Source organism: Methylosinus sporium (genome assembly GCF_003113265.1).
Classification (GTDB): Bacteria; Pseudomonadota; Alphaproteobacteria; order Rhizobiales; family Beijerinckiaceae; genus Methylosinus; species Methylosinus sporium.
The window spans coordinates 64531-89897 of record NZ_PUIV01000005.1 but is presented as its reverse complement, the minus strand read 5'-3'; the positions used below and the strand labels follow the sequence as shown (position 1 = coordinate 89897).

The following is a 25367-nucleotide window of genomic DNA, read 5'->3' as shown; positions in this document are numbered from 1 at the left end:
AATCGGCCCCTACCCGCCCACCTGCCCCCTGTGCCGTAGGAAATGGTCGGCCAGCACAATCGCCATCATCGCCTCGCCCACCGGCACGGCGCGTATGCCGACGCAGGGGTCGTGGCGGCCCTTGGTGACGATCTCCGTCTCCTGGCCGTTGCGATCGATGGTGCGGCGCGGCGTCAGAATGGATGAGGTCGGCTTGACCGCGAAGCGCGCGACGACGGGCTGGCCGGTCGATATGCCGCCCAGCACGCCGCCGGCCTGATTGGAGAGAAACTGGGGCTCGCCGTCCGGCCCCGCGCGCATCTCATCGGCGTTGGCTTCGCCGGAGAGCTCGGCCGCGGCGAAGCCGGCGCCGATCTCGACGCCCTTCACCGCATTGATCGACATGAAGGCGCTGGCGAGATCGGAGTCGAGCTTGCCATAGATGGGCGCGCCCCAACCGGCGGGAACGCCTTCGGCCACCACTTCGATCACCGCGCCGATCGATGACCCAGATTTGCGCACGCCATCGAGATAATTGGCCCAGAGCTTCGCGGTCTCCGCATCGGGGCAGAACAGCTGGTTGTTGTCCACCTCCGCCCAGTCGAAACGGGCGCGGTCGATTCTGTGCGGGCCGATCTGCACCAGAGCGCCGCGTATGGTGACGCCCGCGAGCACTTTGCGCGCCACAGCGCCGGCGGCGACGCGGGCGGCCGTCTCGCGCGCTGAGGAGCGCCCGCCGCCGCGATAATCGCGAATGCCATATTTCGCGTCATAGGCGTAATCGGCGTGGCCGGGGCGGTATTTCTCGGCGATCTCGCTATAATCCTTGGAGCGCTGGTCGGTGTTCTCGATCAGCAGCGCGATCGGCGTCCCGGTCGTCACTTGGCGGCCGGCGGAATCGGCGAAGACGCCGGAGAGAATCTTCACCGCATCGGCCTCCTGCCGCTGCGTGGTGAAGCGCGACTGGCCGGGCTTGCGCTTGTCGAGAAAGGACTGAATCTCGGCCTCGGTCAGTTCCAGCCCCGGCGGGCAGCCGTCGACGACGACGCCGAGCGCCGGCCCATGGCTCTCGCCGAAAGTGGTGATGCGGAAGAGATGGCCGAAACTGTTGTGGGACATTGGGACAGCCGAGGATCGGGGTATGGCGGCGCAAGCGGCGCTGACGCGCAGCTCCATCCGGTCGGAAGCGAGTTTGTAGGCGCCTCTCCAGGCCGGGTCAAATGACGCCGCTCTCGTGATCGCCTATCATCTCTCCGTCTGCATTCGAAAAGAGAGCGACCCGAATGTTCGAGCGACTTTCGACCCTGACCACTGCGCATCTCGCCGACGCCTGCATCCGCCTCGGCGTCGAGGTTCGTTGCGCGCCGAGCGGATTGCGGCCGCTCGTTTCGGGAATGCGCGTCGCCGGTCGCGCGCGACCTGTGCGCCATGTCGGCAGCGTCGATGTATTTCTCGAAGCGATCTCGGAAAATTGCGCGGGCGATGTGCTCGTCGTGGACAATGGCGGCCGGCTCGATGAATCCTGCGTCGGCGATATTGTCGCATTGGAGCTGCAGCAGGCCGGTTTCGCGGGCGTGCTGATCTGGGGCCTGCATCGAGACACGGCCGATCTCGAGCAAATCGGCTTGCCGCTCTTCTCCCTCGGCGCGATCCCCGCAGGGCCGCGGCGCCTCGACCCGCGCCCGGCCGATGCAATGACCGCGGCGCGCATCGGTTCCGTCGTGGCGACGACGATGGATCTCGTCGTCGCGGACGAAGACGGAGCCATCTTTCTCCCGCTCGATCGCATGACGGATATTGTCCTCCTCGCTGAAAAAGTGAGAGATCGTGAGCGCGGGCAGGCCGCTCGAATGCGGGAGGGCGAGAGTTTTCGCGCGCAGGTCGGCTTCCGGGGTTATCTCGCCCGTCGCGCGGCCGAGCCGGATTTCAGCTTCAGGGCGCATTTGCGCGCCGTCGGCGGCGCTGTCGAGGAATAGGAGCCCGAAAAATGATCACCCCCGCCTTCGCGCCGAAAATGGCGCGCTACAACGCCTGGCAGAACGAGAGCCTCTTTGCGGTGGCCGATACGCTCTCGGATGAGGCGCGGCGCGCCGATCGCGGGGCCTTTTTCAAATCGATCCATGGCACGCTGAATCATCTGCTCTGGGCGGACGCCATGTGGATGAGCCGCCTCGCCGGCGACCCGAATCCGAATGTATCGATCGCCGACTCCGCCTCCTTTCGCGCCGATTGGGCGGTCATGAAGTCGGAGCGCGCGGCGATGGACGCGCGGCTGATCGCCTTTGCGGACGCCTTCGACGAAGCGGCGCTCGATGGCGATTTCTCCTGGTATTCGGGCGCCAAGCAGATGGATATCGTCAAGCCGCGCAAGCTCGTCATCGTTCATCTCTTCAACCATCAGACCCATCATCGCGGACAGGTCCATGCGATGCTGACCGCGGCCGGCGCGCGCCCGCAGGACACCGATCTGATCTTCATGTCGTGAGGCGCGGAGGGCGAATGCAAATGAGCGTCGTCGGCAAGGAGGACGTCGAGCATTATCTGTGGGGCGGCGATTGCGAAGGCTGGCGCTTCGTCGATCGGCGCGATCTCGGCGTCATTCTCGAGCTTATGCCGGCGGGCCGCGCCGAGACGCGCCATATTCATGAAAAAGCGCGGCAATTCTTCTTTGTTCTGCGCGGCGCCCTCAGTTTCGAGATCGCCGGCGTCTGCTGCGTCGTAACGTCAGGACAAGGCGTCGAGATCGCGCCGGGAACGGCGCATCGGGTCCGCAACGACGGCGACGAGGATGCGGAATTTCTGGTGATCTCGCTTCCCTCGACGCGCGGCGACAGGATCGAAGCCGAGGATTGAAGCGCGAGAGCCGCGCCCCACCTTCACGCCGCTTTGCTGGCCGCGCGCTCGGGCGCGACCGCGACTTGCGCCGTCGCGGCCGGCTCGGCCGGCGCGCCGATCCATTCGGAATGCGCCGGAATCTTCTCGCCCTTCATCACCACGGTGAGCGGGCCGAGCCGCGCGAAATCGCCGACATGGGTGTCGTAGAGCACGGTGGAGCCGGCGCCGACGGTGACGCCGCGGCCGATCTCGACGCGGCCGACCTTCATGACGCGATCCTCGTAGAGATGCGTCTGTAGCGCCGCCACCTGATTGAGGGCGGCATAGTCGCCGACGCTCACGCAGTCGAATTCGGTGATGTCGGTCATGTCCATGAACACGCCCTTGCCGAATTTCGAGCCGAACAGGCGCAGCATCCAGGGCAGGAAGGGCGTGCCGCGCAAATGCTCGAGCAATATTTTGCCGGCGAGGCCCCAATAGAGCACGGCGCAGGCCTCGGTGCGCATGGCCCAGAAGGACCACATGGGCTTCACCTGCGGCTCATAGCGCCCCATGGTCAGCCATTTCACCGCCACCACGACCAGCGTCATGCCGAGCGAGATCAGCGTCGATGACAGCACGAACAGCCAGAACACCGACAAATAATCGCCGTCGATGAGCTTCTGGCCGAAGCTCTCCACCGCCCATGTGCCGAAAGTGATGAACAGCATGGTCGGCAACGAGACGTTGATCGCCTCATAGACGGCGCGCGCCGCTTTTTTCCAGAAGGGCGGCTGATAGGTCCAGGCGGCGCCGCCGCCGTCAAAGGTCTGGCGCACCGGCAGCTTCATCGGCGGCGAGCCGAACCAGGTGTCGCCCTCGGAGAGTTCGCTATTGGCCGGCGGCTTGGATTTGATGCCGATCAGCGCGCCATTGGGAATCTCGGAGCCCGGCGGCACCACGGCGTCATTGCCGACGAAGACGCGCGCGCCGGTCTTCACCTTCTTCAGATACATCCAGCCGCGGCGCATATCCTCGTCGCCGAGCACCACCTCATCGGCGATGAAGCATTTCTCGCCGATCTCAACGAGATCGTAGCGGCCGGAGAGATTGGTCGAAATCTCCGAATCCTTGCCGATCTTGGCGCCCATCAGCCGGTACCAGGTCCGCATGTAGAGCGTGGCGAACAGCGAGGAGAGCGTCTCCAGCGTCACTTCTGTCGCCAGCGCCACCGCCCATTTGCGCAGATAGAAGCCCGACCACACCGAATAGGTCCCCTCCGAGACGCGCGGCAGCACGATCCAGCGGAAGGCCACAATGAAGGCCACGGTGACGAGCACCAGAACGAAAGCCGTCGGCCAGGCGAACGCGGGGATGGCGGCGAGATAGAGGGCGTGATCGACATCCGTTATGCCGAGCCAATTGTCGAAACGGTCGAACACCCAAAAGGCCGGGAAGATCGGCAGCAGGCCGAGCGGCGGCAGCGCCAGCACCAGCACGGTGAACATAAAGCCCATGGTGAGCCGTTGCGGCGTGGAGGCCGTCGATTGCGGATCGAGCGAGCGGGCGTCGACATCGCCCTTGTAGCGCGCCGGCGAGCCGTCCCAAATCTCATAGGCGCCGATATGCGAGCCGGCGGGAACCGAGGTCAGATCCTCGAGCGCCGCGCCTTCGCCGATGACGACATTCTCCTCGATCACACAGGAGGTGCCGACATAGGCGTCCGCGCCAATGTCGATCGTCCCGATGATCAGCTCATTGCCGACGACGCGGGCGTTGGCGAGCTTCAGCTTGGAGCCGAGGCTCGCGCCATCGCCGATGCTGACGAGATCGATCGCGCCGACGTCCAATTCGCCGATGATGGCGTCTGCGCCGATCTTCGCGCCGAGCGCGGAAAGATAGAGGCGCATCAAGGGCGAGCACTGGAACCATTTGGCGTGGGTGAGGCCAATGAGGCGCTGCGCCAACCACCAGCGGTAGTAATAGACGCCCCAGAGCGGGTAACGCCCCGGCTTGGTGCGGCCGATCACCAGCCATTTGCCGAGGATCGACACCGCCACAGTGGCGATGTTGACGCACATATAGACGCCGAGCAGCGCCGCCACTTCCTCGAGGATGTTCGCGTCCGGCGAAGTGAGCAGCTGATAGGAGACGAAGACGCCGAGCCACTGCGAGGTGACGAAAGCGAGGATGAAAGGCAGCGCCGCCGCCTGGGCGAGACCGCAGAGGAAACGCCGCAGCAGCGGCGGCGGCGTGAAGGAGAGATCGCGCGGCGGCCCGGCGAGCGACGCCTTGCCGTCGAGATGAGCGGCGAGGGCGCGCAGATTGCGTTCGGAATAGAGGTCCTGCAGCGTGATCGAGGCGAGATGCGCCGTCTCGCGCACCACCGACACAAAGCGCGCGGCGAGCAGCGAATGGCCGCCGAGATCAGTGAAGAAATCGGCGTCGAAGGGGATGGCGCCTGGCGGCAACACGCGCTTGGCGGCGTCGAGCAGCGCGGCCTCCGTCTGGGTACGCGGCTCCTCCTGCGCCTCTGTGTCGATCAGCGGGGCGGTCAGCGGCGCCCGCTTCAGCGCCTTGCGGTCCACCTTGCCGGAGGAGAGCCGCGGCAGCGAGGTCACGACCTCGAACCGGCCCGGAACCATATAGGAGGGCAGAAACTCGCGCAGCTTGGCGCGCAGGTCGCGCGGATCCGGCGACACGGCCGTCGCGCCGACGAGAAAGGCGACGAGCTCGTCCAACCCATTCTCATTGCGCAGAACCACCGCCGCCTGACGAATATGGTCGAGGCGCGAGAGCACGGATTCGATCTCGCCCAGCTCGACGCGGAAGCCCCTGATCTTCACCTGATCGTCAATGCGGCCGCGAAAATGCAGATCGCCGTTCTCGTCCAGAATCACCGCGTCGCCGGAGCGATAGAGGATCGGATCGGAGCCGTCCGAGGGGAAAGGATTGGCAATGAACTTCTCGGCGGTCAGCTCGTCGCGGCGCAGATACCCTTGGGCGACGCCCGGGCCGCCGATCAGCAGCTCGCCCTCCGCGCCCGGCGGCAGCAGCGCCAGATTTTCATCGACGACATAGCAGCTGTAATTGGGGATCGGCTTGCCGATCGTCACCGTCTCATTGGGCCAGACCTCGGAGACGGTGGCGACGACCGTCGCCTCGGTGGGACCGTAGCTGTTGAAAATGGTGCGGCCGGCGCGCGCCCAGCGTTCCGCCACCGAAGGCGGGCAGGCCTCGCCGCCGAGCACGATCTTCCTCAGCGTCGCGACGTCGCGCGGCATGGCGGCGAGCAGCGTCGGCACAGTGTCGAGCACGGTGACGCCGGCTTCCTCCAGAATATCGGGCAGCGCCTCGGTCTCGCCGATGATCTGCGGCGTGGCGACAAAGAGCGACGCGCCGGCGAGATAGGGAATCCAGATCTCCTCCATGGAGAGGTCGAAGGCGACCGACGCGCCCTGGAACACCACATCGGAGGCGGAAATCCGATAGATCTCATTGGCCGAGCGCAGATAATGACAGATGTTGCGCGCGGTGACGACAATGCCCTTGGGCGTCCCCGTCGAGCCGGAGGTGTAGATGAGATAGGCCGCATGGTCGCCCGTCGCGCCGAGCCCACGCGGATCGGGGCAGAGGCCGCCGGCGACCGCGATCTCTTCATCGACCAGCGTCTCGACCGAGACCGACGGGGCGGCCTTGGCGGCGAAAGCGGCCGAAGTCAGCAGCGCCTTGGCGCCCGCGTCGGCGAGGCAGACCGCGATGCGGTCGACCGGCGCGTCGGCGTCGAAGGGCAGCCAGGCGGCGCCGGTCTTGGCGATGGCGATCTGGGCGATCAGCAGCTCCGGCCCGCGCGCGCCCCAAAGGCCGACGACGTCGCCGGGCCCGATGTCTCGCGCCGAAAGGCCGCAGGCGATGGCCGAGGCCTGCGCGTCCACCTCGCGATAGGTGAACCGCCGCTCCAAAGTCGCCATGGCGAGCCCATTGGGCGTCGCCGCGACGCGGGCCGCGAAAATCTCGCAGAGCAATTCGTCGCGCAGCAGATGCGGCATGACCGCGCCGCGCATCACGGCCCTCGCCGTCGCGTTGCGCGCCTCGTCCTCGGCGATCTCCGCATTCTCGTCGAGACGCGAGCTCTGCGCGAAACTGGGGTTCAACTCATTCATTGCGTGACATATCCGCGGGAAATCCGCGCTCATCTAGCATGAGAGCGAAGGCCGATCCTATCCCGCACTCCGGCTGAATGCGGGATGAACCCCACTATGGGAGGGATTTTGTCGCCGCAAAGACGGGCGCAAAAGGCTCCGCCCGTTTTTGCGTCATATTCATGACGAAGTGGTTACAATAAGAGATCGCCTTGTTTGCTCGAGGTCTCGCGTTTGGCCTTGCAGAAGACGCTCGGGTCGATCCGGGGCCGATGCAGCTTTTGGCCCCCGAACAGATCCTCGATCGTGAGAATTTGAATTCGTTGAAATTTGCCATGCATCGAACTCTCGTGAGGCCCGGCTGCCGTCGCTTCCCGGCGCATGGTCGTCGTGGGGTCCTCGAGGGCGAGGAACACGCCGATTTTGGCGCCTTCGCGCTCGATCGTGGCGATGAGGTCGCGTATCATCGCCACGCCGACATTGCCGCCGCCTTTGACCGAGACCACGGCCTTTTCCGCGATCTTCCCGTCCGGCTTGAAATAGAGGTATCCGTCGACTCCGCCATCCACCCCTTTACGGCATCCCTAATTGGCCGGTCGCCCGCCGACGGCAAAGCTCCGCCCTTATATCATTTTCGCGCCGCGCCGCGCCGTGGCGTCGCAATCCTACGCCGACGCCGCGGCCGGGTTCAGTGCGCGCCCGGCCGCTCGATGTGGAACAGCACCGGCCGCGGCCCTGCGCGCTCGAAGCGCAGCGTCCCGCGCATGGTCTCGCCCTCGGCGAGGGGCCCGCGCAGATCGACGAGCATGAGATGATAGCCCTTTTCGCGGAAATCGACGACCGACTCGGGCGGGAGGTCCACCCCATCGGCGAGCGGCCGCATCCGTCCGACGCCGTCGGCCACCTTGGTCACATGCAATTCGACCCGACCGGCCGCCTCCGCCTCCACGCCGAGCAGCCGATCCTCGATCTTGCCGTCGTTGCGCAGGGCGAGATAGCAGGCGCCGATCCTCACCCCTTTGGGGGGCGTCGCGCACCAGGCGCGCTCCACCTCTATCGCGGCGGGCGCGGAGAGCGCCACTGTCGCAAAAAGGAGCAGCGGGAGCGTGAGCGCCCGCAATAGGCAAAATTTTCCATATCCTATCGAGGATAGAAGGTCGCGCCGTCGCGGCGAGCCTGTGATCATGTCTCGAGCCGATTGTTGAACATGCCCCTAGGCGCGAGGTCCGCAACTTCGGCGCCAGCGCACAGAGAGACACATGAAGCGACAAACATAGCGCGAAAAGGCGCCGAGCGGCGAATTTCGGATCGAAATCTGCACAGACGTATCGCTTTCGCGCGCATTGCGACGATCACGATCGAACGCATGGTCGTTCACTTTCTGCACGCGACGTCCGGTCGCATCCACATCATTCGCCTTCGCGTTGACCTATATGCGCAATTGCTGTTTTCGATAAGACCTCGCGACATTGAGAGCCGCGACACGACGCCGCGAAATGGAGACCTGCGTGACGGAGCCCTGCGCGCAGCCCGCGCCGACGAAACCGCGATCCGCCCATCCCGCCGCCGACGCCGCGCCAGCCGCGCCGCGCACATTCGCTTCGCTCTTGATGCGCGCGGCGACGAGCGCCGCCAACGGCCTCGCATCCTTCTGCGGCCGCCTCGCCGGCGACGCGCCCGCGCAGCGCGGCGAAATCGTCGAGCGCGTGACGGTGGAGAATGGCGTCGTCTGCGTCGCGCATTATGTGCGCGGCCGGCTCATCGACCAAAGGCGCGTCAAGGCCGCCGATCTCGTCATCGAGCGGCGTCTCGATCGCGCGCGTCGCTATCTGCAGGTCGAGATCAGGACCGCCGGACGCCGGCTCGAGATCGGACGTCATTCGACGCCGGCGGAAAAGGAGAGCGCCGTCGAGCGCCTCGCCGACGGCCTGCGCGGCATAGAGGTGGAGCCGCGCATACGCACCACATTCGTCGAAGCGCTGCGCCGCGCGCCGAGAACCGGCGCGCGGCTCGCAGCGCGCTTTCGCCGCCTCATTCGCCGCCGCGGCCTTCGTCGTTCGAGCGGAGCATCGGTCTCCATCCCGCCCGAGAGCTCCGCTCGCTCCAGCCGCCCGGCGGGCGCCCGCGCCGCGCCGGGCGGCGAACGCCGCCTTCCCGCCGCGCTCGGCGCGCGCCGATGGTGGATCGCCATCGCCGCCGCCATCGTTCTGGCGAGCGCCGCCGCGCCGCGCCTCGCGCCGCACACGCAAGCGGCCGCGCGCGGCTTTTCGCCCGCCTTCAGGCTGACCGCGACCAATGGCGCCGTCGTCGACGAAACGACCATGCTCGGCCGGCCCTACGCCATCTTCTTCGGCTTCGCGCATTGTCCGGAAGTCTGCCCCAGCACGATGCTCGAGGTCGCGCGCGCGGCCAATGAGGCGGATCCCTCCGGCGCCGGCTTCGACATTCTCTTCGTCACTCTCGATCCCGAGCGCGACACCGCCGAAAGCCTCGCCGATTTCGTCTCCTCCTTCGGACGACGCATCATCGCCCTGCGCGGCGCGCCGGAGGAGATCGACCGCGCCGCGCGCGCCTTTCGCGTCTATCATCGCAAGGTTCCTCTCGACGGCGGCGACTATACGATCGACCACACCACGCTCGTCTATTTCGTCGATCGCGAAGGCGTCATGTCCGGCGTCGCCTCCTTCATGGATCGCGGCGGCGACGCCGCCGAAGCGCTGAAGGATTTCATCCGCCGCGCGCGTGCGCCACAAAAGCGGAACGGGGCGCGGCGCATAACGGAGCGCAGACGAAGGCGTGGGCGCACGCTCGCGACAACATGCCGCATGTGTGCGAGGGAGCCTCGCTTGACGCTCGCAGGCGCCGCTCGTACCGTCGAAATCTGAACGCTTCAGAGCATATGACCTTGCGAATCCTCGGCCGGACACATTCGAGCGTCATGCGAGCGGCCCTGAGCTCGGTCGCGGCGCTACTGTTCCTGCTGCAAATGGTCGGCGTCGGCTTCGCCGCCGGAGCCACCGCCGACAGCGGGCAATTCTCCGGCGTCGTCTGCGCGACTTTCAAGGCCGACTCCGCCCGCGCTTCGCAAAACGACTCTTCCCCGATCGAGAGCCATCATGTCGGCCCCTGCTGCATTCTCCATTGCAGCTCGGCGATAGACGGCGAGGAAGAACGCGTCCTCATCGCGATCCTTCCGCTCGAAATGTTCTCCGGCGCGCCGACGCCGCTCTATGTCGTCGACGCCGTCGTCGCCGCGCCCGAGCTGCGGCCGCTGTTCCCACGCGCGCCCCCAGCGCGCCTCGCCTGAACTCCCCCACTCTCCTTTTCGAAGATCGACGGACCACTGCGCCGTCGAGGGATTCATGCGATCTGCGCCGATCCTCGATCGCGCGCGCAGCTGGAGGCTATTGTCATGAGCATCACATCCTTTAGAGCCGTGAGCGTCGGCGCTCTCGGCGGTCTCGCCGCATTTCTGGCGCTCGGTCCCGCCGCATCCTATGGCGCGCAGCTCTTCGCCGCGCTCATCGGCTGGGCCGGCTATATGCAATTCGGCGGCAAGCTCGAGGGGCTCAAGAAGTCGATCCCCCATCATCTGTGCGGCGTCCTGCTCGCCGCTGTGGCGCTCGTCGCCGCCACGCGCCTGCCCTATGGCGAGACGATCGGCGTCGCCGCCTGGACGGCCATCGCCGTGGCGGTGACGCTCGTCCTGCTCGTGCTCGCCTCCAAGCTGCCGGCGCTCGCCGAATGGCCCGTCTCCCTCGCCGCCTATGCGACGCTGCTCGCGACGACGCACGCCGACGACCTGCTCGCGCTCGCGCCGAATAATCCGGCGCTGCTGGCGGCCTTGTCGCTGATCGTGGGCGCCGTCTTCGGCTATGCGGCCGAACAGCTCGCCGAAGCGCTGCAGAAGCTGCCCCTGCCCGGCCAGAAAGCCCCCTCGGCCGCGCGCAGCTGAGCGCCGACCGCTACGACGTCGAAAGCGCGCCCGCCGTCGAAGCGACGGCGGGCGCCGGCCATCGCATGAGCGCCCCGGCGCGGACGCCCGGCGCAACACGTCACAATTCGGGAGGATCGCTTTTGAGCGATATGGCAATGAGATCCCCCTTGCTCGATCGCGCGGCCGCCTCCGTCGCCGCTCTGCGCGGCGCCGAGGAGACCGGCTTCTACGGCGTCGATCGGCCGGGCGTCGCCTGGGACTGGATGAAGCAGACCGGCCAGGCGCCCGCCGGCGCCGATTGGGTGCGCCCGCAGGTCGCGGAAGCCTGGGCGCGCTGCGTCGACGACCATGCTCTGCCCCCCGGCGCGGAATTCGCGCCGCGCCAGCGCCGCCTCGAGAGCGGCGCCTCGGAGCTCGACGGCTGGCGCCGCAATTCGCTCGGCGGCGTCGCCGGGCATCTTTCGGCGCTGGTCTATGATCTGCGCACGCTGCTCGACGAGACCAATGTCGCGCTGCTGCTCGCCGATCCGGCGGGCGCCGTCGTGCATCTGCTCGACTCCGGCTCGCGCATAACGGCCGGCGGCGCGCAGATCGGCCGCATCGGCGCCGATTGGAGCGAGGCCAGCCTCGGCAATAATGGCGTCGGCACGGCGAGCCTGTTGCGCGAGCCCGTCGCCTTCGACGGCAAGGAGCATTTCAACGGCGCGCTGCATCGCTTCGCGACCGCCGGCTGTCCCATCGTCGCGCCCGACGGCGGGCTCTGCGCGATCCTCGGCATGATCTCCGATCGGCGCGACGCCGCCAAGCTCGCCCTCGGATTTCTGAAGATCGCGCGCCATATGCTGGAGGCGAGCCTGTTCGACCGCCTCGCCGCCGACGGCTATCTGCTGCGCCTGCGCGCGATCGGCGAAGCGGATGCGCGTTTCGCCGACGAAGGCCGCGTGTTCGTCGGCGCCGACGGATATGTTCGCGGCGTCGACCGCGCCGCCGTCGAGGCGCTCGGCGGCGGCTATTCCGCGCTCGTCGGCGCGCGCGCGGCGACCGCGCTCGGCGTCGATCTGCCGGCGCTGATCGCCGCGCATGAAGGCGGCCGCATCCTATCGCTCCCCGATCGCAACGGCCGTCCGCTCTATGCGGAAGCGCATCGCTGTCCGAGGCGCGACGGCGCCGCCTCATCGGCTCGCCGCGCGCCCGACCGCGCCGACGCCGCGCCCTGCGGGCCCGACGCCGAGCGCGATTGGAGCGACAGCGTGCTGGAGACGGCGCTGCGCAAGGCGGCCGGCTTGCAGGAGCGCAATATTCCGATCCTCATCACCGGCGAGTCCGGAGTCGGCAAGGATTATCTGGTGCGCCGCCTGCACGCCGGCGGGCCGCGCAAGGAGCGTCCGCTCGTCGCCATCAATTGCGCCGCCATTCCGCGCGAGCTGATCGAGAGCGAATTGTTCGGCTATGAGGGCGGCAGCTTCACCGGCGCGCGCGCAAAGGGCAAATCCGGCAAATTCGTCGAGGCCGACAAAGGCATATTGTTCCTCGACGAAATCGGCGACATGGCCGCCGATCTGCAAGCGACGCTGCTGCGCGTGCTCGACTCCAGCGAGGTCGTGCCGATCGGCTCCAGCAAGCCGATCCGCGTCGATGTGCGCGTCGTCGCCGCCACCAATCGCAGCCTGCAGGAGATGGTGCAAAAAGGCGCGTTTCGCCGCGATCTCTACTATCGCCTCAACGGCGTGCAGCTATGGCTGCCGCCGCTGCGCGAGCGGCCCGATCGCCTCGGGCTGCTGTCGCAATTGTTCCGCCTCGAGCGAGACGCGCTGGGATCGGCGGAAGATCTGCGCTTTTCCGATGAAGTCTGGCGCATATTCTTCAAGCATCCCTGGCCCGGCAATATTCGCGAGGCGCGCAATGTGCTGCGCTCCAGCATCGCCGTCGCCAAGGGCCCGGTCATCGAGATCGACGATCTTCCGATCGATTTTCTACAGGAGCTCGACTTCGATCAGCGCGTGACCGACGCCGAGTCACAAGACGCCAATGTCGACGAAACAGTCGAGCTCGAAGCCGGATTCGACCTCTCCGATTGGGAGGCGCGCGCCGTTCGACATGCGCTCGCCTCGAGCAAAGGCAATATCGCCAAAGCGGCGCGCAGCCTCGGCATCACCAGAGCGACGCTCTACCATAAAATGGCGCGCTACGGCTTGCGAAGCGATCGGCGCATCGTCTCCAAGAGGTGACGCGATGGGACCGGAAGACCGCGATTTTATCGAAGAAGCCGCCCGCGCGCTCGACGCCTCTCTGCGCGAGCTCGCGGAAGAGGAAGAGCGTCTGAAAGAAGTCATCGGCGAGGAGCGCGTGCGAGAACTCGCGGCCTATCTGCGCCGGGAATTCGAGCCTGTCGACATAGAGGAAATACGTCGCACGCTCGATTTCGACGATCGCCGATTGATCTCCGTCTGGATACGCGTCGAGCGCAACCGCGCGCGCCGTGTGGCGGCGGGCCGCAGCGCGATGACGCTCAACGCCGGACGTGAGGACATCGACATTACGGCTTTCGACAAGCCCAAGAAAAAATAAGCGAAACGAAAAAACGAAGGAAACGCGCGCGACGCCGCGGCGGCGCCGCGCATCAGTGGAGGATTAGTGTCGTGGCCAGGAATATTCGCTTCGGCGACCCCGTTCGCAAAAAGCTGCTCGATGGAGTCGACGTTCTCGCAAACGCCGTCGGCGTGACGCTCGGGCCATGCGGCCGCAATGTCGTCATCGAGCATCGCGCCTCCGGCTTGCCGCCGGTCGCGACGAAGGACGGCGCCACAGTAGCGCAGGCGGTCGAAGCCGCCGGACGCATGGAGAGCGTCGGCATAACGCTGGTGCGCCAAATGGCGACGACGGTCGCCAAAGAAGCGGGCGACGGCTCGACGACCTCTGTCGTGCTGACGCACCGCGTCGCCGCGGAAACGCGAAAAGCGCTCGCCGCCGGCATGAATCCGCGCGACGTCTCGCTCGGCATGGAGCGCGCCGCGCGCGCGGTCGAGGCCGACCTTTTGCGCCGTTCGCGTCGTTGCGACGATCGGCGCTCGCTCGCTCATGTCGCGACTCTCGCGGCCGGCGGCGATGAAGGCATAGGCGAGATCGTCGCGGAAGCGCTGGAGATCGCCGGCGACGGCGGCGTCGTCGATGTCGAGCTCGGCAATGGCGTGACCGACGAGATCGAATCCGTCGAAGGAATGCATTGGGAACAGGGCTATCGCTCGCCCTATTTCATGACCGACAGCGCGCGCAAAATCGCCGAGCTCGAGAATCCCTATATTCTCATCTACGATCGCGTCATCAATGAATTTTCCGAGCTGGTGCCAGCGCTCGAGCTCGTGCGGCGTCGCGGCGGCAGCCTGCTCGTCGTCGCGGAAAACATAGCGGAGGAAGCGCTTCCCGGACTCTTGCTCAATCACATTCGCAAGAATCTCTGCTCCATCGCCGTGAAGGGGCCGGGCTATGGCGACAGTCGCTACGAATATCTTCTCGATCTCGCCGCGCTCACCGGCGGCCGCGCGATCATGGAGGCGTTCGGCGAAGATATTTCCAATGTCACGATCGAGCATCTCGGCCGCGCGCGACGCGTCGTCGTGCGCGAGGACGATACGCTGGTCATCGGCGGCGAAGGCGACGCCGCCGTCATCGCCGATCGCCTCGCTTCGGCGAAACGTCAGGCCGATTGGATCGTCGAAGGCGACGGCTCCAAAGGCTCGCCGAGCGGCAAGCGCCACGAGCTCCAAAATCTGCAGACGCGCATAAAAGCCCTGTCCGGCAGAATGGCGACGATCCGCGCCGGCGGCTTGTCGGACATCGTCATCAAGGAGCGTATGCAGAGAATCGAGAATGCGCTCAATTCCGCCCGCTCAGCGCAGAATGACGGCGTAGTCGCCGGCGGCGGCGTCGGACTCTATCGCGCGCGCGCCGCTCTCGCAGAGCTGCGCGGCGACAATCTCGATCAGGACCATGGCGTCGCCATCGTGCGCGCCGCGCTCGACGAGCCGATACGGCGCATCGCCGCCAACGCCGGCGTCGACGCCGATGAATTTTTGTTCGAGCTGCGGCGATCGAATGACGATTTCTGGGGAATGGATATGCGCAGCGGCGCTTGCGGCGATCTCTTCGCCGCCGGCGTCATCGATCCCGTGCGCGTCACGCGTCTCGCATTGCGCAACGCGGTCGCGACGGCCTCCTCGCTGATGACGGTGGAATGCGCGGTGACGCATATTCCACCGAGCGATCCGACATTCGGATTCGATGCGCGCCGCGCCGCCGAAACGCGCGAAGATCCACGCGCCTGATCAGGCCCTCGATCGCCGCGACCATGCATGGATCGCGGCGATCGAAACAGTCGATGAAATTCGTGCGTATGCTTATTTGACAACTGTATCGAGCGCCGCCTTCGAATATTCCCGCGCTCACGTCGTATCTCTTTCACGATCGTTGCGAATCCCTTGCAAACTCTATGATTCCGCAAAATCACCATCAGTGGCACGAGGCTTGCCATAACAATAAGCGTCGTCGCTTCCGCAATAGATGAATTGCAGACGACATCGAAGTTTCCATTTCGAAAGTTTGGAAAGCGGCGCTCACGTTCGGATCTGCGACTGCAGACGAAGTCGTCGATCCGAGAAACAAAAAGTCTGTGAGGAGGAAGAAGCATGGCAATCAGTCTCGCGACAAAAGCGGCGACCGATGCTCTGAAGGTCAACCGCGCTCCGGTCGGCGTCGAGCCGCAGGAGGTCCACAAGTGGCTGCAGAGCTTCAACTGGGACTTCAAGGAAAACCGCACCAAATACGCCACCAAATATCACATGGCGAACCAGACCAAGGAGCAGTTCAAGGTCATCGCCAAGGAATACGCCCGCATGGAGGCGGCCAAGGACGAGCGCCAGTTCGGCACTCTGCTCGATGGTCTGACCCGTCTCGGCGCCGGCAACAAGGTGCATCCCCGCTGGGGCGAGACCATGAAAGTGATCTCGAACTTCCTCGAGGTCGGCGAGTATAACGCCATCGCCGCTTCGGCCATGCTGTGGGACAGCGCCACCGCGGCCGAGCAGAAGAACGGCTATCTCGCTCAGGTGCTCGACGAAATTCGTCACACGCATCAGTGCGCCTTCATCAACCACTATTACTCCAAGCATTATCACGATCCGGCCGGCCACAATGACGCCCGTCGCACCCGCGCGATCGGCCCGCTGTGGAAGGGCATGAAGCGCGTCTTCGCCGACGGCTTCATCTCCGGCGACGCCGTGGAATGCTCGGTCAATCTGCAGCTGGTCGGCGAAGCCTGCTTCACCAATCCGCTGATCGTCGCCGTCACCGAATGGGCTTCGGCCAATGGCGACGAGATCACGCCGACGGTGTTCCTGTCGGTGGAGACCGACGAGCTGCGGCATATGGCGAACGGCTATCAGACGGTGGTGTCCATCGCCAATGATCCGGCGGCGGCCAAATATCTCAACACCGATCTCAACAACGCCTTCTGGACGCAGCAGAAGTATTTCACGCCGGCCCTCGGCTATCTGTTCGAGTATGGCTCGAAGTTCAAGGTCGAGCCGTGGGTGAAGACCTGGAACCGCTGGGTCTACGAGGATTGGGGTGGAATCTGGATCGGTCGCCTCGGCAAATATGGCGTGGAGAGCCCCCGCTCGCTGCGCGACGCCAAGACGGACGCCTATTGGGCCCATCACGATCTCGCCCTCGCCGCCTATGCGCTGTGGCCGCTCGGCTTCGCGCGTCTGGCTCTGCCGGACGAGGAGGATCAGGAGTGGTTCGAGGCGAACTACCCGGGCTGGGCCGATCACTACGGCAAGATCTACAATGAGTGGAAGAAGCTCGGCTATGAGGATCCCAAGAGCGGGTTCATCCCCTACGCCTGGCTGCTTGCCAACGGTCACGACGTCTATATCGACCGCGTCTCGCAAGTGCCGTTCATCCCGTCTCTCGCCAAGGGCTCCGGCTCGCTGCGCGTGCACGAGTTCAACGGCAAGAAGCATTCGCTCACGGATGATTGGGGTGAGCGTATGTGGCTGTCGGAGCCGGAGCGCTACGAGTGCCACAATCTCTTCGAGCAGTATGAGGGACGCGAACTGTCCGAAGTGATCGCCGAGGGCCATGGCGTTCGCTCCGACGGCAAGACGCTGATCGCCCAGCCTCACGTGCGCGGCGACAATCTCTGGACGCTCGAGGACATCAAGCGCGCGGGCTGCGTCTTCCCCAATCCGCTCGCCAAATTCTGATCTTCATTCGGCGCTTCGCGTCGAATTGCAACGGGTTCCCGGCGCGTTTCGCGCGCGCCGGGTTCTCGGCGGACGACATGCGCCCGTCGACAAGCACGAAGCACGAAAAATCCCTAGTGGAGGACGTCTGAAATGTCACAGCCTCAGAGCTCTCAGGTTACGAAGCGAGGTCTCACCGATCCGGAACGGGCGGCGATCATCGCCGCCGCGGTTCCGGATCACGCGCTCGACACGCAGCGCAAATATCATTATTTCATCCAGCCACGCTGGAAGCGCCTGTCGGAATATGAGCAGCTGTCCTGCTATGCGCAGCCCAATCCCGACTGGATCGCCGGCGGCCTCGATTGGGGCGATTGGACTCAGAAGTTCCACGGCGGCCGTCCGTCCTGGGGCAATGAGAGCACCGAGCTGCGCACGACCGACTGGTATCGCCATCGCGATCCGGCCCGTCGCTGGCACGCTCCCTATGTGAAGGACAAGTCGGAAGAGGCGCGCTACACGCAGCGCTTCCTCGCCGCCTATTCTTCCGAGGGCTCGATCCGCACCATCGACGCCTATTGGCGCGACGAGATCCTCAACAAATATTACGGCGCGCTGCTGTACAACGAATATGGCCTGTTCAACGCCCATTCGTCGGTCGGCCGCGACTGCCTGTCGGACACGATCCGTCAGTCGGCGACCTTCGCCGGTCTCGACAAGGTCGACAATGCGCAGATGATCCAGATGGAGCGTCTGTTCATCGCCAAGCTCGTGCCGGGCTTCGACGCTTCGACGGACGTGCCGAAGAAGATCTGGACCACCGATCCGATCTACGCTGGCGCGCGCGGCGCGGTGGAAGAAATCTGGCAGGGCATTCAGGATTGGAACGAGATCCTCTGGGCGGGTCACGCCGTCTATGACGCGACCTTCGGCCAATTCGCCCGTCGCGAGTTCTTCCAGCGCCTCGCCACCGTCTATGGCGACACGCTGACGCCCTTCTTCACGGCGCAGTCGCAGACCTATTTCCAGACCACGCGCGGCGCGATCGAAGATCTCTTCGTCTATTGCCTCGCCAATGATCCGGAATTCGGCGCGCACAACCGCACCTTCCTCAACGCCTGGACTGAGCATTATCTCGCGCGTTCGGTCACGGCGCTGAAGGATTTCGTCGGCATCTACGCCAAGGTCGAGAAGGTCGCGGGCGCGACTGATCGCGCCGGCGTCTCGGAAGCGCTGCAGCGCGTCTTCGGCGATTGGAAAGTCGATTACGCCGACAAGATCGGCTTCAACATCGACGTGGACCAGAAGGTCGACGCCGTTCTCGCCGGCTTCAAGAACTGAAAAGGAAACGCTCCTATGTCTAGCGCGCATAACGCTTACAACGCCGGCATCATGCAGAAGACCGGCAAGGCCTTCGCGGACGAGTTCTTCGCCGAGGAGAACCAGGTCGTCCACGAGTCCAACGCCGTGGTTCTGGTCCTGATGAAGAGCGACGAGATCGACGCGATCATCGAGGACATGGTGCTCAAGGGCGGCAAGGCGAAGAATCCGTCGATCGTCGTCGAGGACAAGGCGGGATTCTGGTGGATCAAGGCCGATGGCGCGATCGAGATCGACGCCGCCGAAGCCTCCGATCTGCTCGGCAAGCCGTTCTCGGTCTACGACCTTCTCGTGAATGTGTCGTCGACCGTCGGCCGCGCCTACACGCTCGGCACGAAATTCACCATCACCTCGGAACTCATGGGCCTCGATCGCGCCCTGACCGATATTTGATCGGTCGACGATAAGGATTGCCACAATGGCGAAGAGAGAACCGATCCACGAGAACTCCACTCGCACCGAGTGGGAAGGAAAGATCGCCAAGCTGAACAGTGTGGACCAGGCGACCAAGTTCATTCAGGACTTCCGCGTCGCCTATTCCTCGCCCTTCCGCAAGAGCTACGATCTCGACGTCGATTATCAATATATCGAGCGCAAGATCGAAGAGCGTCTCTCGGTGCTCAAGACCGAGAAGCTCTCCGTCGCGGATCTCGTCACCAAGGCGACGACCGGCGAGGACGCCGCCGCGGTGGAAGCCGCCTGGATCGCCAAGATGAAGGCCGCCGAGAGCAAATATGCGGCGGAGCGCATCCATATCGAGTTCCGTCAGCTCTACAAGCCGCCGGTCCTGCCGGTGAATGTGTTCCTGCGCACCGATGCGGCGCTGGGCACCATTCTGATGGAGCTGCGCAACACCGATTATTACGCCACGCCTCTCGAGGGTCTGCGCAAGGAGCGCGGCGTCAAGGTCCTGCATCTGCAGGCCTGATCGCTTCGCTTTCGACAATGATCCATGCGTTCGGGCGGCGTGTGCGCCGCCCGAAGGTCATTTCCTCGAAAGGAGAGGATGCGATGGCGCATTCTGCGGAACCGACGACCGAAGCGTCGCGCATTCTGATTCATTCGGATGCGCGCTACGAGGCCTTTACGGTCGACCTCGACTATATGTGGCGTTGGGAAATCCTGCGTGACGGCGAATTCGTCCAGGAAGGTTGCTCGCTGTCCTTCGATTCGTCGCGCAAGGCGGTCGCTCATGTGCTGAGCCACTTCAAGCGGCAGGACGAGGCCGCGCAGCGGCCCGGCGACAATAGCGCGGAGATCAAGCGGCTCCTGCAATCGCTCGGCACGCCGATCCCCGTCAATGAGCAGAACGATTCGACGAAGAACGAGCTGGCTCAGCCAGAGTAGAGACAGGGCGAAAGACGTATGTACCAGATCGTCATCGAAACTGAGGACGGAGAAACCTGTTCGTTCGAATGCGGACCGAGCGAGGACGTCATTTCCGCGGGGCTTCGTCAGAGCGTCATTCTGCTCGCCTCCTGCCGCGCCGGCGGCTGCGCGACCTGCAAGGCCGATTGCACGGATGGCGAATACGAGCTCATCGACGTCAAGGTTCAGGCTCTGCCGCCGGACGAGGAGGAGGACGGAAAGGTTCTGCTGTGCCGCACCTTTCCGCGCAGCGACCTTCATCTCATCGTGCCCTACACCTATGATCGCATCTCCTTCGAGGCGATCCAGACCAATTGGCTCGCCGAGATCGTCGAATGCGATCGCGTGTCGTCCAATGTCGTGCGGCTCCTGCTGCAGCCCCTCACCGCAGATGGCGCAGCGCCCATCTCGTTGAACTTCGCTCCCGGGCAATTCGTCGACATCGAAATTCCCGGCACGCATACGCGCCGCTCCTATTCCATGGCCTCGGTCGCGGAGGATGGTCGGCTCGAATTCTTCATCCGCCTGCTGCCGGACGGCGCTTTCTCCAATTATCTGCGCACGCAGGCGAGCGTCGGCCAGCGCGTCGCGCTGCGCGGGCCGGCCGGCTCCTTCTTTCTGCACAAGAGCGAGCGGCCGCGCTTCTTCGTCGCCGGCGGCACGGGCCTCTCACCCGTTCTGTCGATGATTCGGCAATTGAAAAAGGAAGCCGATCCGCAACCGGCGACCTTGTTCTTCGGCGTCACCAATTATGAGGAGCTCTTCTATGTCGAGGAGCTGAGGGCGCTGCAGAAGGCCATGCCGAGCCTCGATGTGCAGGTGGCGGTCGTCAATGCGACGGAGGCGAATGGCGTCGCCAAGGGAACGGTCATCGATCTCATGCGCGCCGAGCTCGAGAAGCTGCGCGGCGCGCCGGACATCTACCTTTGCGGTCCGCCCGGCATGATCGAGGCCGCCTTCGACGCCGCAGCGACGGCCGGCGTTCCCAAGGAGCAGGTCTATCTCGAGAAATTCCTGGCGAGCGGCTGAGCCCGAGCCCTTTTCCTTCTTCGCTCGGTCGCGCTCCCGAGCGGGGGCTCCCGACTTCCTGCCCGAGGCGACTCGGGCAGGCTTTTTTCATGGCTTTTTCAGCACGCAGCCTTCGTTGCAAGTGTCGCGGAAAATGCCGACCTCGTGGATCGCCGGCAGCGAGGGCTCGAGGTCCTTCCAAATATAGACGCAGAGATTTTCGAGCGTCGGCTTGCCGAGGTCTTCCAGCTCGTTGAGGAAGGAATGGTCCAGCCGCTCGCGCAGCTGCTGCAGCCGCGCGCCGAGCTTGCCGAGGTCCATGACCCATTCGTCGCCGTCCTGGCGCGGGCCGCGCAAAGTCACCCGCACGCGGAAAGAATGCCCGTGCAGATTGCGGTATTTCCCGCCGGTCGGGTGATCCGGGTCGTAGAGGGCGTGCGCCGCCTCGAAGCAGAACTCCCGATAGACTTCGAACAGAACCGTCATTTCACCCCGATAGCCTTGTGCGTCTGATGCGAGAACCGCCAGCGCGGATGCGCGAGGCAATAGTCGATCGCCGCTTTCGTATTGCGCAATATGTCCGGCCCGTCCATGGCCTGGAGCAGGAAATGGTCGAAGGCGAGCCCCTCGAACAGCTCCGGCTCCGCGCCTTTTTGCGGATAGACGAGCTTGAGCTCGTCGCCCCTGGTCTGGACCAGCGGCGCGCCCGCCTTGGGGCTGACGCAGATCCAGTCTACCGCAGGCGGGACGGGAATCGTCCCATTGGTCTCGACCGCGATCTCGAAACCCTCGGCATGGAGCGCATCGAGCAGCGCGGCGTCGATTTGCAACAGGGGCTCCCCGCCGGTCAAGACGACGAAACGCCGCTCGCGGTTTTCGCCCCAGAGACGCGCCAAATGCGCGGCGAGAGCGGGAGCCTCGGCGAATTTGCCGCCGCTTTCGCCGTCGACGCCGACGAAATCCGTGTCGCAGAAACGGCAGTCGGCGGCGTCCCGGTCGGCCTCGCGGCCGCTCCACAGATTGCAGCCGGCGAAACGGCAGAAGACGGCGGCCCGCCCGGAATGGCGGCCCTCCCCCTGCAGCGTCTTGAAGGCTTCCTTGACCGCATAGGCCATGGTTTCAGGTCCCGTGGAGCGATCGGGACTGATTAGTGCCTCGCGCGGCGGGGGTCCAGCGGGGCGAAATTTTTCAAGCCTCGGGATCTCGGTCGAATGGCTCAGGGAGAGCTTCGATGTCGCGAGCGCCGTGAATGATATGGACGACATATAGGTGGCTGCGCGGGCCGTCCTGATCCGCATAACGCAGCAGTATCACATAATTTCCGAAGGGAATGCTGCGATAGTCTCGGCCGAGCTCCGGCCTCGGCCGGCCGAGTAGGCCCGGCAGGGATGCGAGCTTCTCACAATAAGCGACGAGCCTATCGACGAAGTTTTCCGCCACGGAGCGACTGCCGCTCTCGCGGGCGATATGGGCGGCGATTTCCGCCAGGGCGCGGCGAGCCGCAGCACGATAGACGAGCCGGGTCACGTCAGTGGTCTGACGTCCGCTCCTCGGCGGCGAGACGATCGCGCGCGAAGCGCTTCACCTCGTCGCCGCCGAACGCTCCGCCTTCCGCCTCGGCCGCGGCCAATTCGGCGCGCAGCTCGGATAGCTTGATGCGATCGACGGCGTAGCGGATCGCCTCTTCCGCGCTCGCGAAGCGGCCGGCCGCCAGCGCGGCTTCCACCCATTGGGCGGCGTCGGGGGTCAGTTCGACCTTCATGAGCGGCTCCGGCCGAGGATCATGGGGCATGAGCCTATCATGGAAGGCGCCCTCTGTCGCTTCACCCGTTTTTCGGCCGTTCATAGCGGTCAATGCCCTGCTCCGGCTCGCGCGGGCGCGGATCGAGGCTGCGGATATAGGAGACGATATCGTCGATCTCCCGCCGCGACAGATGCATGTCCGGCATTTTGGGATGCGGATCGACGAGGAAATTGGCCAGAGCCTTCGCGTCTGTCCGGCGCTGGGCGACGTCGGCGAAGGAGGGGGCGTCGGCGTTGGCCGTCTTCTGGGCGCTCGTCACCACATGGCAGGCGGAGCACCAGCGCTCGGCGATGCGCTTGCCATGGGCGGCGTCGCCGGCGGCGGCCGGCGCGCAAAAGCCCGCGGCCAGGGCCAGCGGCGCAAAGAGGCGGCGCGAGAGTTTCATGCGGGGCTCCTCCTCGGTTTCGGCGTGCCGGGCGGCGCGCCCGACTCGCAGAAGAACCATGAGACCACGAATCCGCGCCGCCGAGAATCGCGGGTCGCGCCGAGGGGCCGCGACCAGACAGCGCAGGCGCGGGCGCCGATCAGGCCGCCCCGGCCTCGGCTTTTTCGGCCGGCCGCAGCGTCACCCTGGCTACCAGCCCATGCGGCTCGCGGTCCAGCAGGCGGAGGGAGCCGCCGGCCTCCTCGACCAGCGCGCGCACGATGGAGAGGCCGAGGCCGAAGCCGGCGTGCTCATTGAGATTGCGCCCCGGCCGGCCGCGCACGAAGGGCTCGACGACCTCGTCCTTCTCCGCGTCGGGAATGCCCGGACCATCGTCGGAGACGTCGATCTGGACGCCCTCATCGGCGCCGCGCGCCACCGATATGACGATGTGGCGCCCATGGGCGACGGCGTTCTCGATGAGATTGGCGAAGACGCGCTGCAGATCGGTGAGCGAGCCGATCACCATGCGCCGCCCGTCGCCCTCATAGGCGACGTCATGGCCGAGATCGGCGAATTGATCGGCGACCGTCTGCAGCACGCTGTCGAGATCGACGATCTCATGCGTGTGGCGGTAGCGCTCCTCGCGCAGGAAGAGGAGGTTCTTGTAGAGCATCGAATCCATGAGATCGACGTCATGCAGCATTTTGGCGCGCAAGGCCTCGTCGTCGATGAATTCGGCGCGCAGCCGCATTCGCGTGATGATCGTGCGCAGATCATGGCTGATCGCCGCCAGGACGCGCGAGCGCGCCGCGATCATCGAATAGATGCGCGCCTGCATTCGGTTGAGCGAGCGCGTGAGATCGCGCACCTCCTGCGGGCCTTTTTCCACCAGCGGCTCGCTCTCGCCCGAGTCGCTCGGAAATTTCTCCGCCCTGTGGGCGAGCTCGACCAGCGGCGCGACGACCGCGCTCGACGTCCAGAACGTCAATATGGCGGCGCAGATGAGGAAGAAGAACGCGGAGGCGAGCCAGACGCCCATCATCGGCGGCGCGTGCGGCCCCGGACCACCCAGCGGCGGCGGCAGTTCCTCCGGCGGCGGCACGCGCGGGCCGCCGTCGCCGAAACCCTCGCGTCGCCCTTCGCGCGAAACCGGCGTGAGCGTCAGATAGCCGCCTTTGTGCAGCGCTATGGCGAGACGACGGCCATCGGGCGCGATACCGAAGACCTCCGCGCCGGGCCACAGGCGCCCGCGCAACGCGGTCGGCGAAGGCTCGGCGCGGGCGGCCCGAGCCGCGGGCGGATGCTCGGCGGCGAGGCTCGGCCGCAGTCCATGGGCGAGATCGTCGAACGCGGCGATGAGCCGCTCGCGGTCGGCGACGGATGCGAGATCGAGGGCCCAGGCGAGAGCGGAAGCGGTCTCGACAGAAGCGACATCCGATCGCTCCTCGCGCGCATGTCGCTCGGCGTGGACGAATTGCACCGCGATCATCACGCAGAGGTGGAACAGCACGATGGAGGCGAGCACCAGAATGGCGATCTGTCCGGCGAGATGATCGGGCCGCAGCGTGCGCCAGAATCGTCTCACGCGCGCACCACCTGCGGCGTGAACAAATAGCCCTCCGAGCGAATGGTCTGAATATAGCGCGGATTTTTGGGATCGCTCTCCATCTTCTGGCGCAGCCGGCTGATGAGCACGTCTATGCTGCGCTGGAAGGGGCCGGCGGTCGGTCCATGCGTCAGATCGATCAGCTGATCGCGCGTCAGCACGCGATTGGGCCGCTCGCACAGCGCATAGAGAAGATCGAATTCGGCGCTTGTCAGCGCCACTTTGGTGCCGGCGGGAGTCGTCACCTGATGCGCCATTATGTCCACGCGCCAGCCTTCGAAGAGATAATAGCGCGAGCTCGTCTCGTCGCGGCCGGCGAAGGCGGCGCGCGCGCGGCGCAGCACGGAGCGGATGCGGGCGAGCAATTCGCGCGGATTGAAGGGCTTCACCAGATAATCGTCGGCGCCCATCTCCAGCCCGAGAATGCGATCGACATCCTCGCCCTGCGCGGTGACGATGACGATCGGCAGATTGCGGTCGGCGCGCAGCCTGCGGCAGATGGAGAGGCCGTTCTCGCCCGGCAGATTGAGATCGAGGATCACGAGATCGAACTCGCGCCGCGCGAGCGCGGCGTCCATCGCCGCCCCATCGGCGACGAGGGCGACGTCGATCTGATGGGTCTGCAAATAGCGAGAAATCAAATCGCCGATTTCGGAATCGTCCTCGACCAGGAGAATTGCGTCTGTCTTGGTCACGTCGAGCGCACCTGCGGGGTCGCGC

At 65.3% G+C, this 25367-nt stretch carries 26 protein-coding genes; 15 read left to right on the top strand and 11 right to left on the bottom strand.

Going from position 1 to position 25367, the window contains the following annotated elements; translation table 11 throughout:
• Positions 1-9 precede the first annotated feature (9 nt).
• A complete protein-coding gene (gene aroC / locus C5689_RS05460) occupies positions 10-1098 on the bottom strand; it encodes a chorismate synthase (RefSeq protein WP_108916260.1) in 1089 nt (362 codons plus the stop codon).
• Positions 1099-1262: 164 nt separating this feature from the next.
• Between aroC and C5689_RS05455 the strand changes: the two genes are divergently transcribed.
• Genes C5689_RS05455 through C5689_RS05445 form a run of 3 tightly spaced genes read left to right on the top strand, consistent with a single transcriptional unit; the run spans position 1263 to position 2832 of the window.
• Positions 1263-1955: an RraA family protein gene (locus C5689_RS05455; protein ID WP_108916259.1), complete on the top strand. Its 693-nt coding sequence runs from the start codon at positions 1263-1265 to the stop codon at positions 1953-1955.
• An 11-nt stretch (positions 1956-1966) separates the two neighbouring features.
• Positions 1967-2464 (top strand): DinB family protein, encoded by a 498-nt coding sequence (locus C5689_RS05450; RefSeq protein WP_108916258.1) that lies wholly within the window; start codon positions 1967-1969, stop codon positions 2462-2464.
• 14 nt (positions 2465-2478) lie between these two features.
• Entirely contained in the window at positions 2479-2832 is a 354-nt protein-coding gene (locus C5689_RS05445; protein ID WP_206605354.1) for a cupin domain-containing protein, read from the top strand.
• Between the two features lie 23 nt (positions 2833-2855).
• On the opposite strand, the gene C5689_RS05440 is transcribed toward C5689_RS05445, so the two are convergent.
• From C5689_RS05440 to C5689_RS05430, 3 genes are all read right to left on the bottom strand, one after another.
• Entirely contained in the window at positions 2856-6956 is a 4101-nt protein-coding gene (locus C5689_RS05440) for a Pls/PosA family non-ribosomal peptide synthetase (protein WP_174800241.1), read from the bottom strand.
• A 173-nt stretch (positions 6957-7129) separates the two neighbouring features.
• The gene (locus C5689_RS05435) at positions 7130-7504 is read right to left on the bottom strand and encodes a restriction endonuclease (RefSeq protein ID WP_108916257.1); all 375 of its coding nucleotides are present in this window, start codon (positions 7502-7504) and stop codon (positions 7130-7132) included.
• A 119-nt stretch (positions 7505-7623) separates the two neighbouring features.
• Positions 7624-8055 (bottom strand): copper chaperone PCu(A)C, encoded by a 432-nt coding sequence (locus C5689_RS05430; RefSeq protein WP_158271761.1) that lies wholly within the window; start codon positions 8053-8055, stop codon positions 7624-7626.
• A gap of 388 nt (positions 8056-8443) precedes the next feature.
• Here C5689_RS05430 and C5689_RS05420 point away from each other — a divergent pair, with 388 nt between their 5' ends.
• The 12 genes from C5689_RS05420 (at position 8444) to mmoC (ending at position 20891) form a co-directional block, all read left to right on the top strand.
• Positions 8444-9820, top strand: a complete 1377-nt coding sequence (locus C5689_RS05420) for an SCO family protein (protein WP_158271760.1) — start codon at positions 8444-8446, stop codon at positions 9818-9820.
• Between the two features lie 53 nt (positions 9821-9873).
• Entirely contained in the window at positions 9874-10242 is a 369-nt protein-coding gene (locus C5689_RS05415) for a hypothetical protein (protein WP_146188324.1), read from the top strand.
• 105 nt (positions 10243-10347) lie between these two features.
• Positions 10348-10890 (top strand): DUF1097 domain-containing protein, encoded by a 543-nt coding sequence (locus C5689_RS05410; RefSeq protein ID WP_108916252.1) that lies wholly within the window; start codon positions 10348-10350, stop codon positions 10888-10890.
• 137 nt (positions 10891-11027) lie between these two features.
• The gene (locus C5689_RS05405; protein ID WP_244594596.1) at positions 11028-13100 is read left to right on the top strand and encodes a sigma-54-dependent Fis family transcriptional regulator; all 2073 of its coding nucleotides are present in this window, start codon (positions 11028-11030) and stop codon (positions 13098-13100) included.
• A gap of 4 nt (positions 13101-13104) precedes the next feature.
• Positions 13105-13440, top strand: coding sequence for a hypothetical protein (locus C5689_RS05400; protein ID WP_108916250.1), 336 nt, complete (start codon positions 13105-13107; stop codon positions 13438-13440).
• 71 nt (positions 13441-13511) lie between these two features.
• Entirely contained in the window at positions 13512-15194 is a 1683-nt protein-coding gene (locus C5689_RS05395; RefSeq protein ID WP_108916249.1) for an Hsp60 family chaperonin, read from the top strand.
• A gap of 360 nt (positions 15195-15554) precedes the next feature.
• Positions 15555-17135: an aromatic/alkene monooxygenase hydroxylase subunit alpha gene (mmoX, locus tag C5689_RS05390; protein ID WP_108916248.1), complete on the top strand. Its 1581-nt coding sequence runs from the start codon at positions 15555-15557 to the stop codon at positions 17133-17135.
• Positions 17136-17267: 132 nt separating this feature from the next.
• Complete coding sequence (mmoY, locus tag C5689_RS05385; protein WP_108916247.1) at positions 17268-18455, top strand: aromatic/alkene monooxygenase hydroxylase subunit beta; 1188 nt, start codon at positions 17268-17270, stop codon at positions 18453-18455.
• A 15-nt stretch (positions 18456-18470) separates the two neighbouring features.
• The gene (mmoB, locus tag C5689_RS05380) at positions 18471-18887 is read left to right on the top strand and encodes a methane monooxygenase regulator MmoB (RefSeq protein WP_108916246.1); all 417 of its coding nucleotides are present in this window, start codon (positions 18471-18473) and stop codon (positions 18885-18887) included.
• A 25-nt stretch (positions 18888-18912) separates the two neighbouring features.
• Complete coding sequence (mmoZ, locus tag C5689_RS05375) at positions 18913-19422, top strand: aromatic/alkene monooxygenase hydroxylase subunit gamma (protein ID WP_108916245.1); 510 nt, start codon at positions 18913-18915, stop codon at positions 19420-19422.
• 83 nt (positions 19423-19505) lie between these two features.
• Positions 19506-19841: a soluble methane monooxygenase-binding protein MmoD gene (gene mmoD / locus C5689_RS05370; RefSeq protein ID WP_108916351.1), complete on the top strand. Its 336-nt coding sequence runs from the start codon at positions 19506-19508 to the stop codon at positions 19839-19841.
• Between the two features lie 18 nt (positions 19842-19859).
• Positions 19860-20891 carry an aromatic/alkene monooxygenase hydroxylase FAD-binding subunit MmoC gene (gene mmoC, locus C5689_RS05365; protein ID WP_108916244.1) on the top strand — a complete coding sequence of 344 codons (1032 nt, stop codon included), beginning with the start codon at positions 19860-19862 and terminating at the stop codon, positions 20889-20891.
• An 87-nt stretch (positions 20892-20978) separates the two neighbouring features.
• On the opposite strand, the gene C5689_RS05360 is transcribed toward mmoC, so the two are convergent.
• From C5689_RS05360 to C5689_RS05330, 7 genes are all read right to left on the bottom strand, one after another.
• On the bottom strand, positions 20979-21356 hold the full coding sequence (locus tag C5689_RS05360; protein ID WP_108916243.1) for a 6-pyruvoyl trahydropterin synthase family protein: 378 nt from the start codon (positions 21354-21356) through the stop codon (positions 20979-20981).
• Complete coding sequence (gene queE / locus C5689_RS05355) at positions 21353-21985, bottom strand: 7-carboxy-7-deazaguanine synthase (RefSeq protein WP_108916242.1); 633 nt, start codon at positions 21983-21985, stop codon at positions 21353-21355. Before queE ends, C5689_RS05360 begins: the two co-directional genes overlap by 4 nt.
• 73 nt (positions 21986-22058) lie before the next feature.
• Complete coding sequence (locus C5689_RS05350; protein WP_108916241.1) at positions 22059-22397, bottom strand: type II toxin-antitoxin system RelE/ParE family toxin; 339 nt, start codon at positions 22395-22397, stop codon at positions 22059-22061.
• Between the two features lies 1 nt (position 22398).
• Positions 22399-22632 (bottom strand): hypothetical protein, encoded by a 234-nt coding sequence (locus C5689_RS05345; protein ID WP_142864476.1) that lies wholly within the window; start codon positions 22630-22632, stop codon positions 22399-22401.
• 61 nt (positions 22633-22693) lie between these two features.
• Complete coding sequence (locus C5689_RS05340) at positions 22694-23059, bottom strand: c-type cytochrome (RefSeq protein WP_108916350.1); 366 nt, start codon at positions 23057-23059, stop codon at positions 22694-22696.
• Between the two features lie 139 nt (positions 23060-23198).
• Positions 23199-24626 (bottom strand): ATP-binding protein, encoded by a 1428-nt coding sequence (locus C5689_RS05335; RefSeq protein WP_108916239.1) that lies wholly within the window; start codon positions 24624-24626, stop codon positions 23199-23201.
• Positions 24623-25342: a response regulator gene (locus C5689_RS05330; protein WP_108916238.1), complete on the bottom strand. Its 720-nt coding sequence runs from the start codon at positions 25340-25342 to the stop codon at positions 24623-24625. Before C5689_RS05330 ends, C5689_RS05335 begins: the two co-directional genes overlap by 4 nt.
• Positions 25343-25367: the final 25 nt, after the last annotated feature.

What these genes read in the sequence shown, in the direction of transcription:
- aroC (WP_108916260.1), bottom strand. Translation starts at nt 1,098, where the DNA reads ATGTCCCACAACAGTTTCGGCCATCTCTTCCGCATCACCACTTTCGGC.
- C5689_RS05455 (WP_108916259.1), top strand. Translation starts at nt 1,263, where the DNA reads ATGTTCGAGCGACTTTCGACCCTGACCACTGCGCATCTCGCCGACGCC.
- C5689_RS05450 (WP_108916258.1), top strand. Translation starts at nt 1,967, where the DNA reads ATGATCACCCCCGCCTTCGCGCCGAAAATGGCGCGCTACAACGCCTGG.
- C5689_RS05445 (WP_206605354.1), top strand. Translation starts at nt 2,479, where the DNA reads ATGCAAATGAGCGTCGTCGGCAAGGAGGACGTCGAGCATTATCTGTGG.
- C5689_RS05440 (WP_174800241.1), bottom strand. Translation starts at nt 6,956, where the DNA reads ATGAATGAGTTGAACCCCAGTTTCGCGCAGAGCTCGCGTCTCGACGAG.
- C5689_RS05415 (WP_146188324.1), top strand. Translation starts at nt 9,874, where the DNA reads ATGCGAGCGGCCCTGAGCTCGGTCGCGGCGCTACTGTTCCTGCTGCAA.
- C5689_RS05410 (WP_108916252.1), top strand. Translation starts at nt 10,348, where the DNA reads ATGAGCATCACATCCTTTAGAGCCGTGAGCGTCGGCGCTCTCGGCGGT.
- C5689_RS05405 (WP_244594596.1), top strand. Translation starts at nt 11,028, where the DNA reads ATGAGATCCCCCTTGCTCGATCGCGCGGCCGCCTCCGTCGCCGCTCTG.
- C5689_RS05400 (WP_108916250.1), top strand. Translation starts at nt 13,105, where the DNA reads ATGGGACCGGAAGACCGCGATTTTATCGAAGAAGCCGCCCGCGCGCTC.
- mmoX (WP_108916248.1), top strand. Translation starts at nt 15,555, where the DNA reads ATGGCAATCAGTCTCGCGACAAAAGCGGCGACCGATGCTCTGAAGGTC.
- mmoY (WP_108916247.1), top strand. Translation starts at nt 17,268, where the DNA reads ATGTCACAGCCTCAGAGCTCTCAGGTTACGAAGCGAGGTCTCACCGAT.
- mmoB (WP_108916246.1), top strand. Translation starts at nt 18,471, where the DNA reads ATGTCTAGCGCGCATAACGCTTACAACGCCGGCATCATGCAGAAGACC.
- mmoZ (WP_108916245.1), top strand. Translation starts at nt 18,913, where the DNA reads ATGGCGAAGAGAGAACCGATCCACGAGAACTCCACTCGCACCGAGTGG.
- mmoD (WP_108916351.1), top strand. Translation starts at nt 19,506, where the DNA reads ATGGCGCATTCTGCGGAACCGACGACCGAAGCGTCGCGCATTCTGATT.
- mmoC (WP_108916244.1), top strand. Translation starts at nt 19,860, where the DNA reads ATGTACCAGATCGTCATCGAAACTGAGGACGGAGAAACCTGTTCGTTC.
- C5689_RS05360 (WP_108916243.1), bottom strand. Translation starts at nt 21,356, where the DNA reads ATGACGGTTCTGTTCGAAGTCTATCGGGAGTTCTGCTTCGAGGCGGCG.
- queE (WP_108916242.1), bottom strand. Translation starts at nt 21,985, where the DNA reads ATGGCCTATGCGGTCAAGGAAGCCTTCAAGACGCTGCAGGGGGAGGGC.
- C5689_RS05345 (WP_142864476.1), bottom strand. Translation starts at nt 22,632, where the DNA reads ATGAAGGTCGAACTGACCCCCGACGCCGCCCAATGGGTGGAAGCCGCG.
- C5689_RS05340 (WP_108916350.1), bottom strand. Translation starts at nt 23,059, where the DNA reads ATGAAACTCTCGCGCCGCCTCTTTGCGCCGCTGGCCCTGGCCGCGGGC.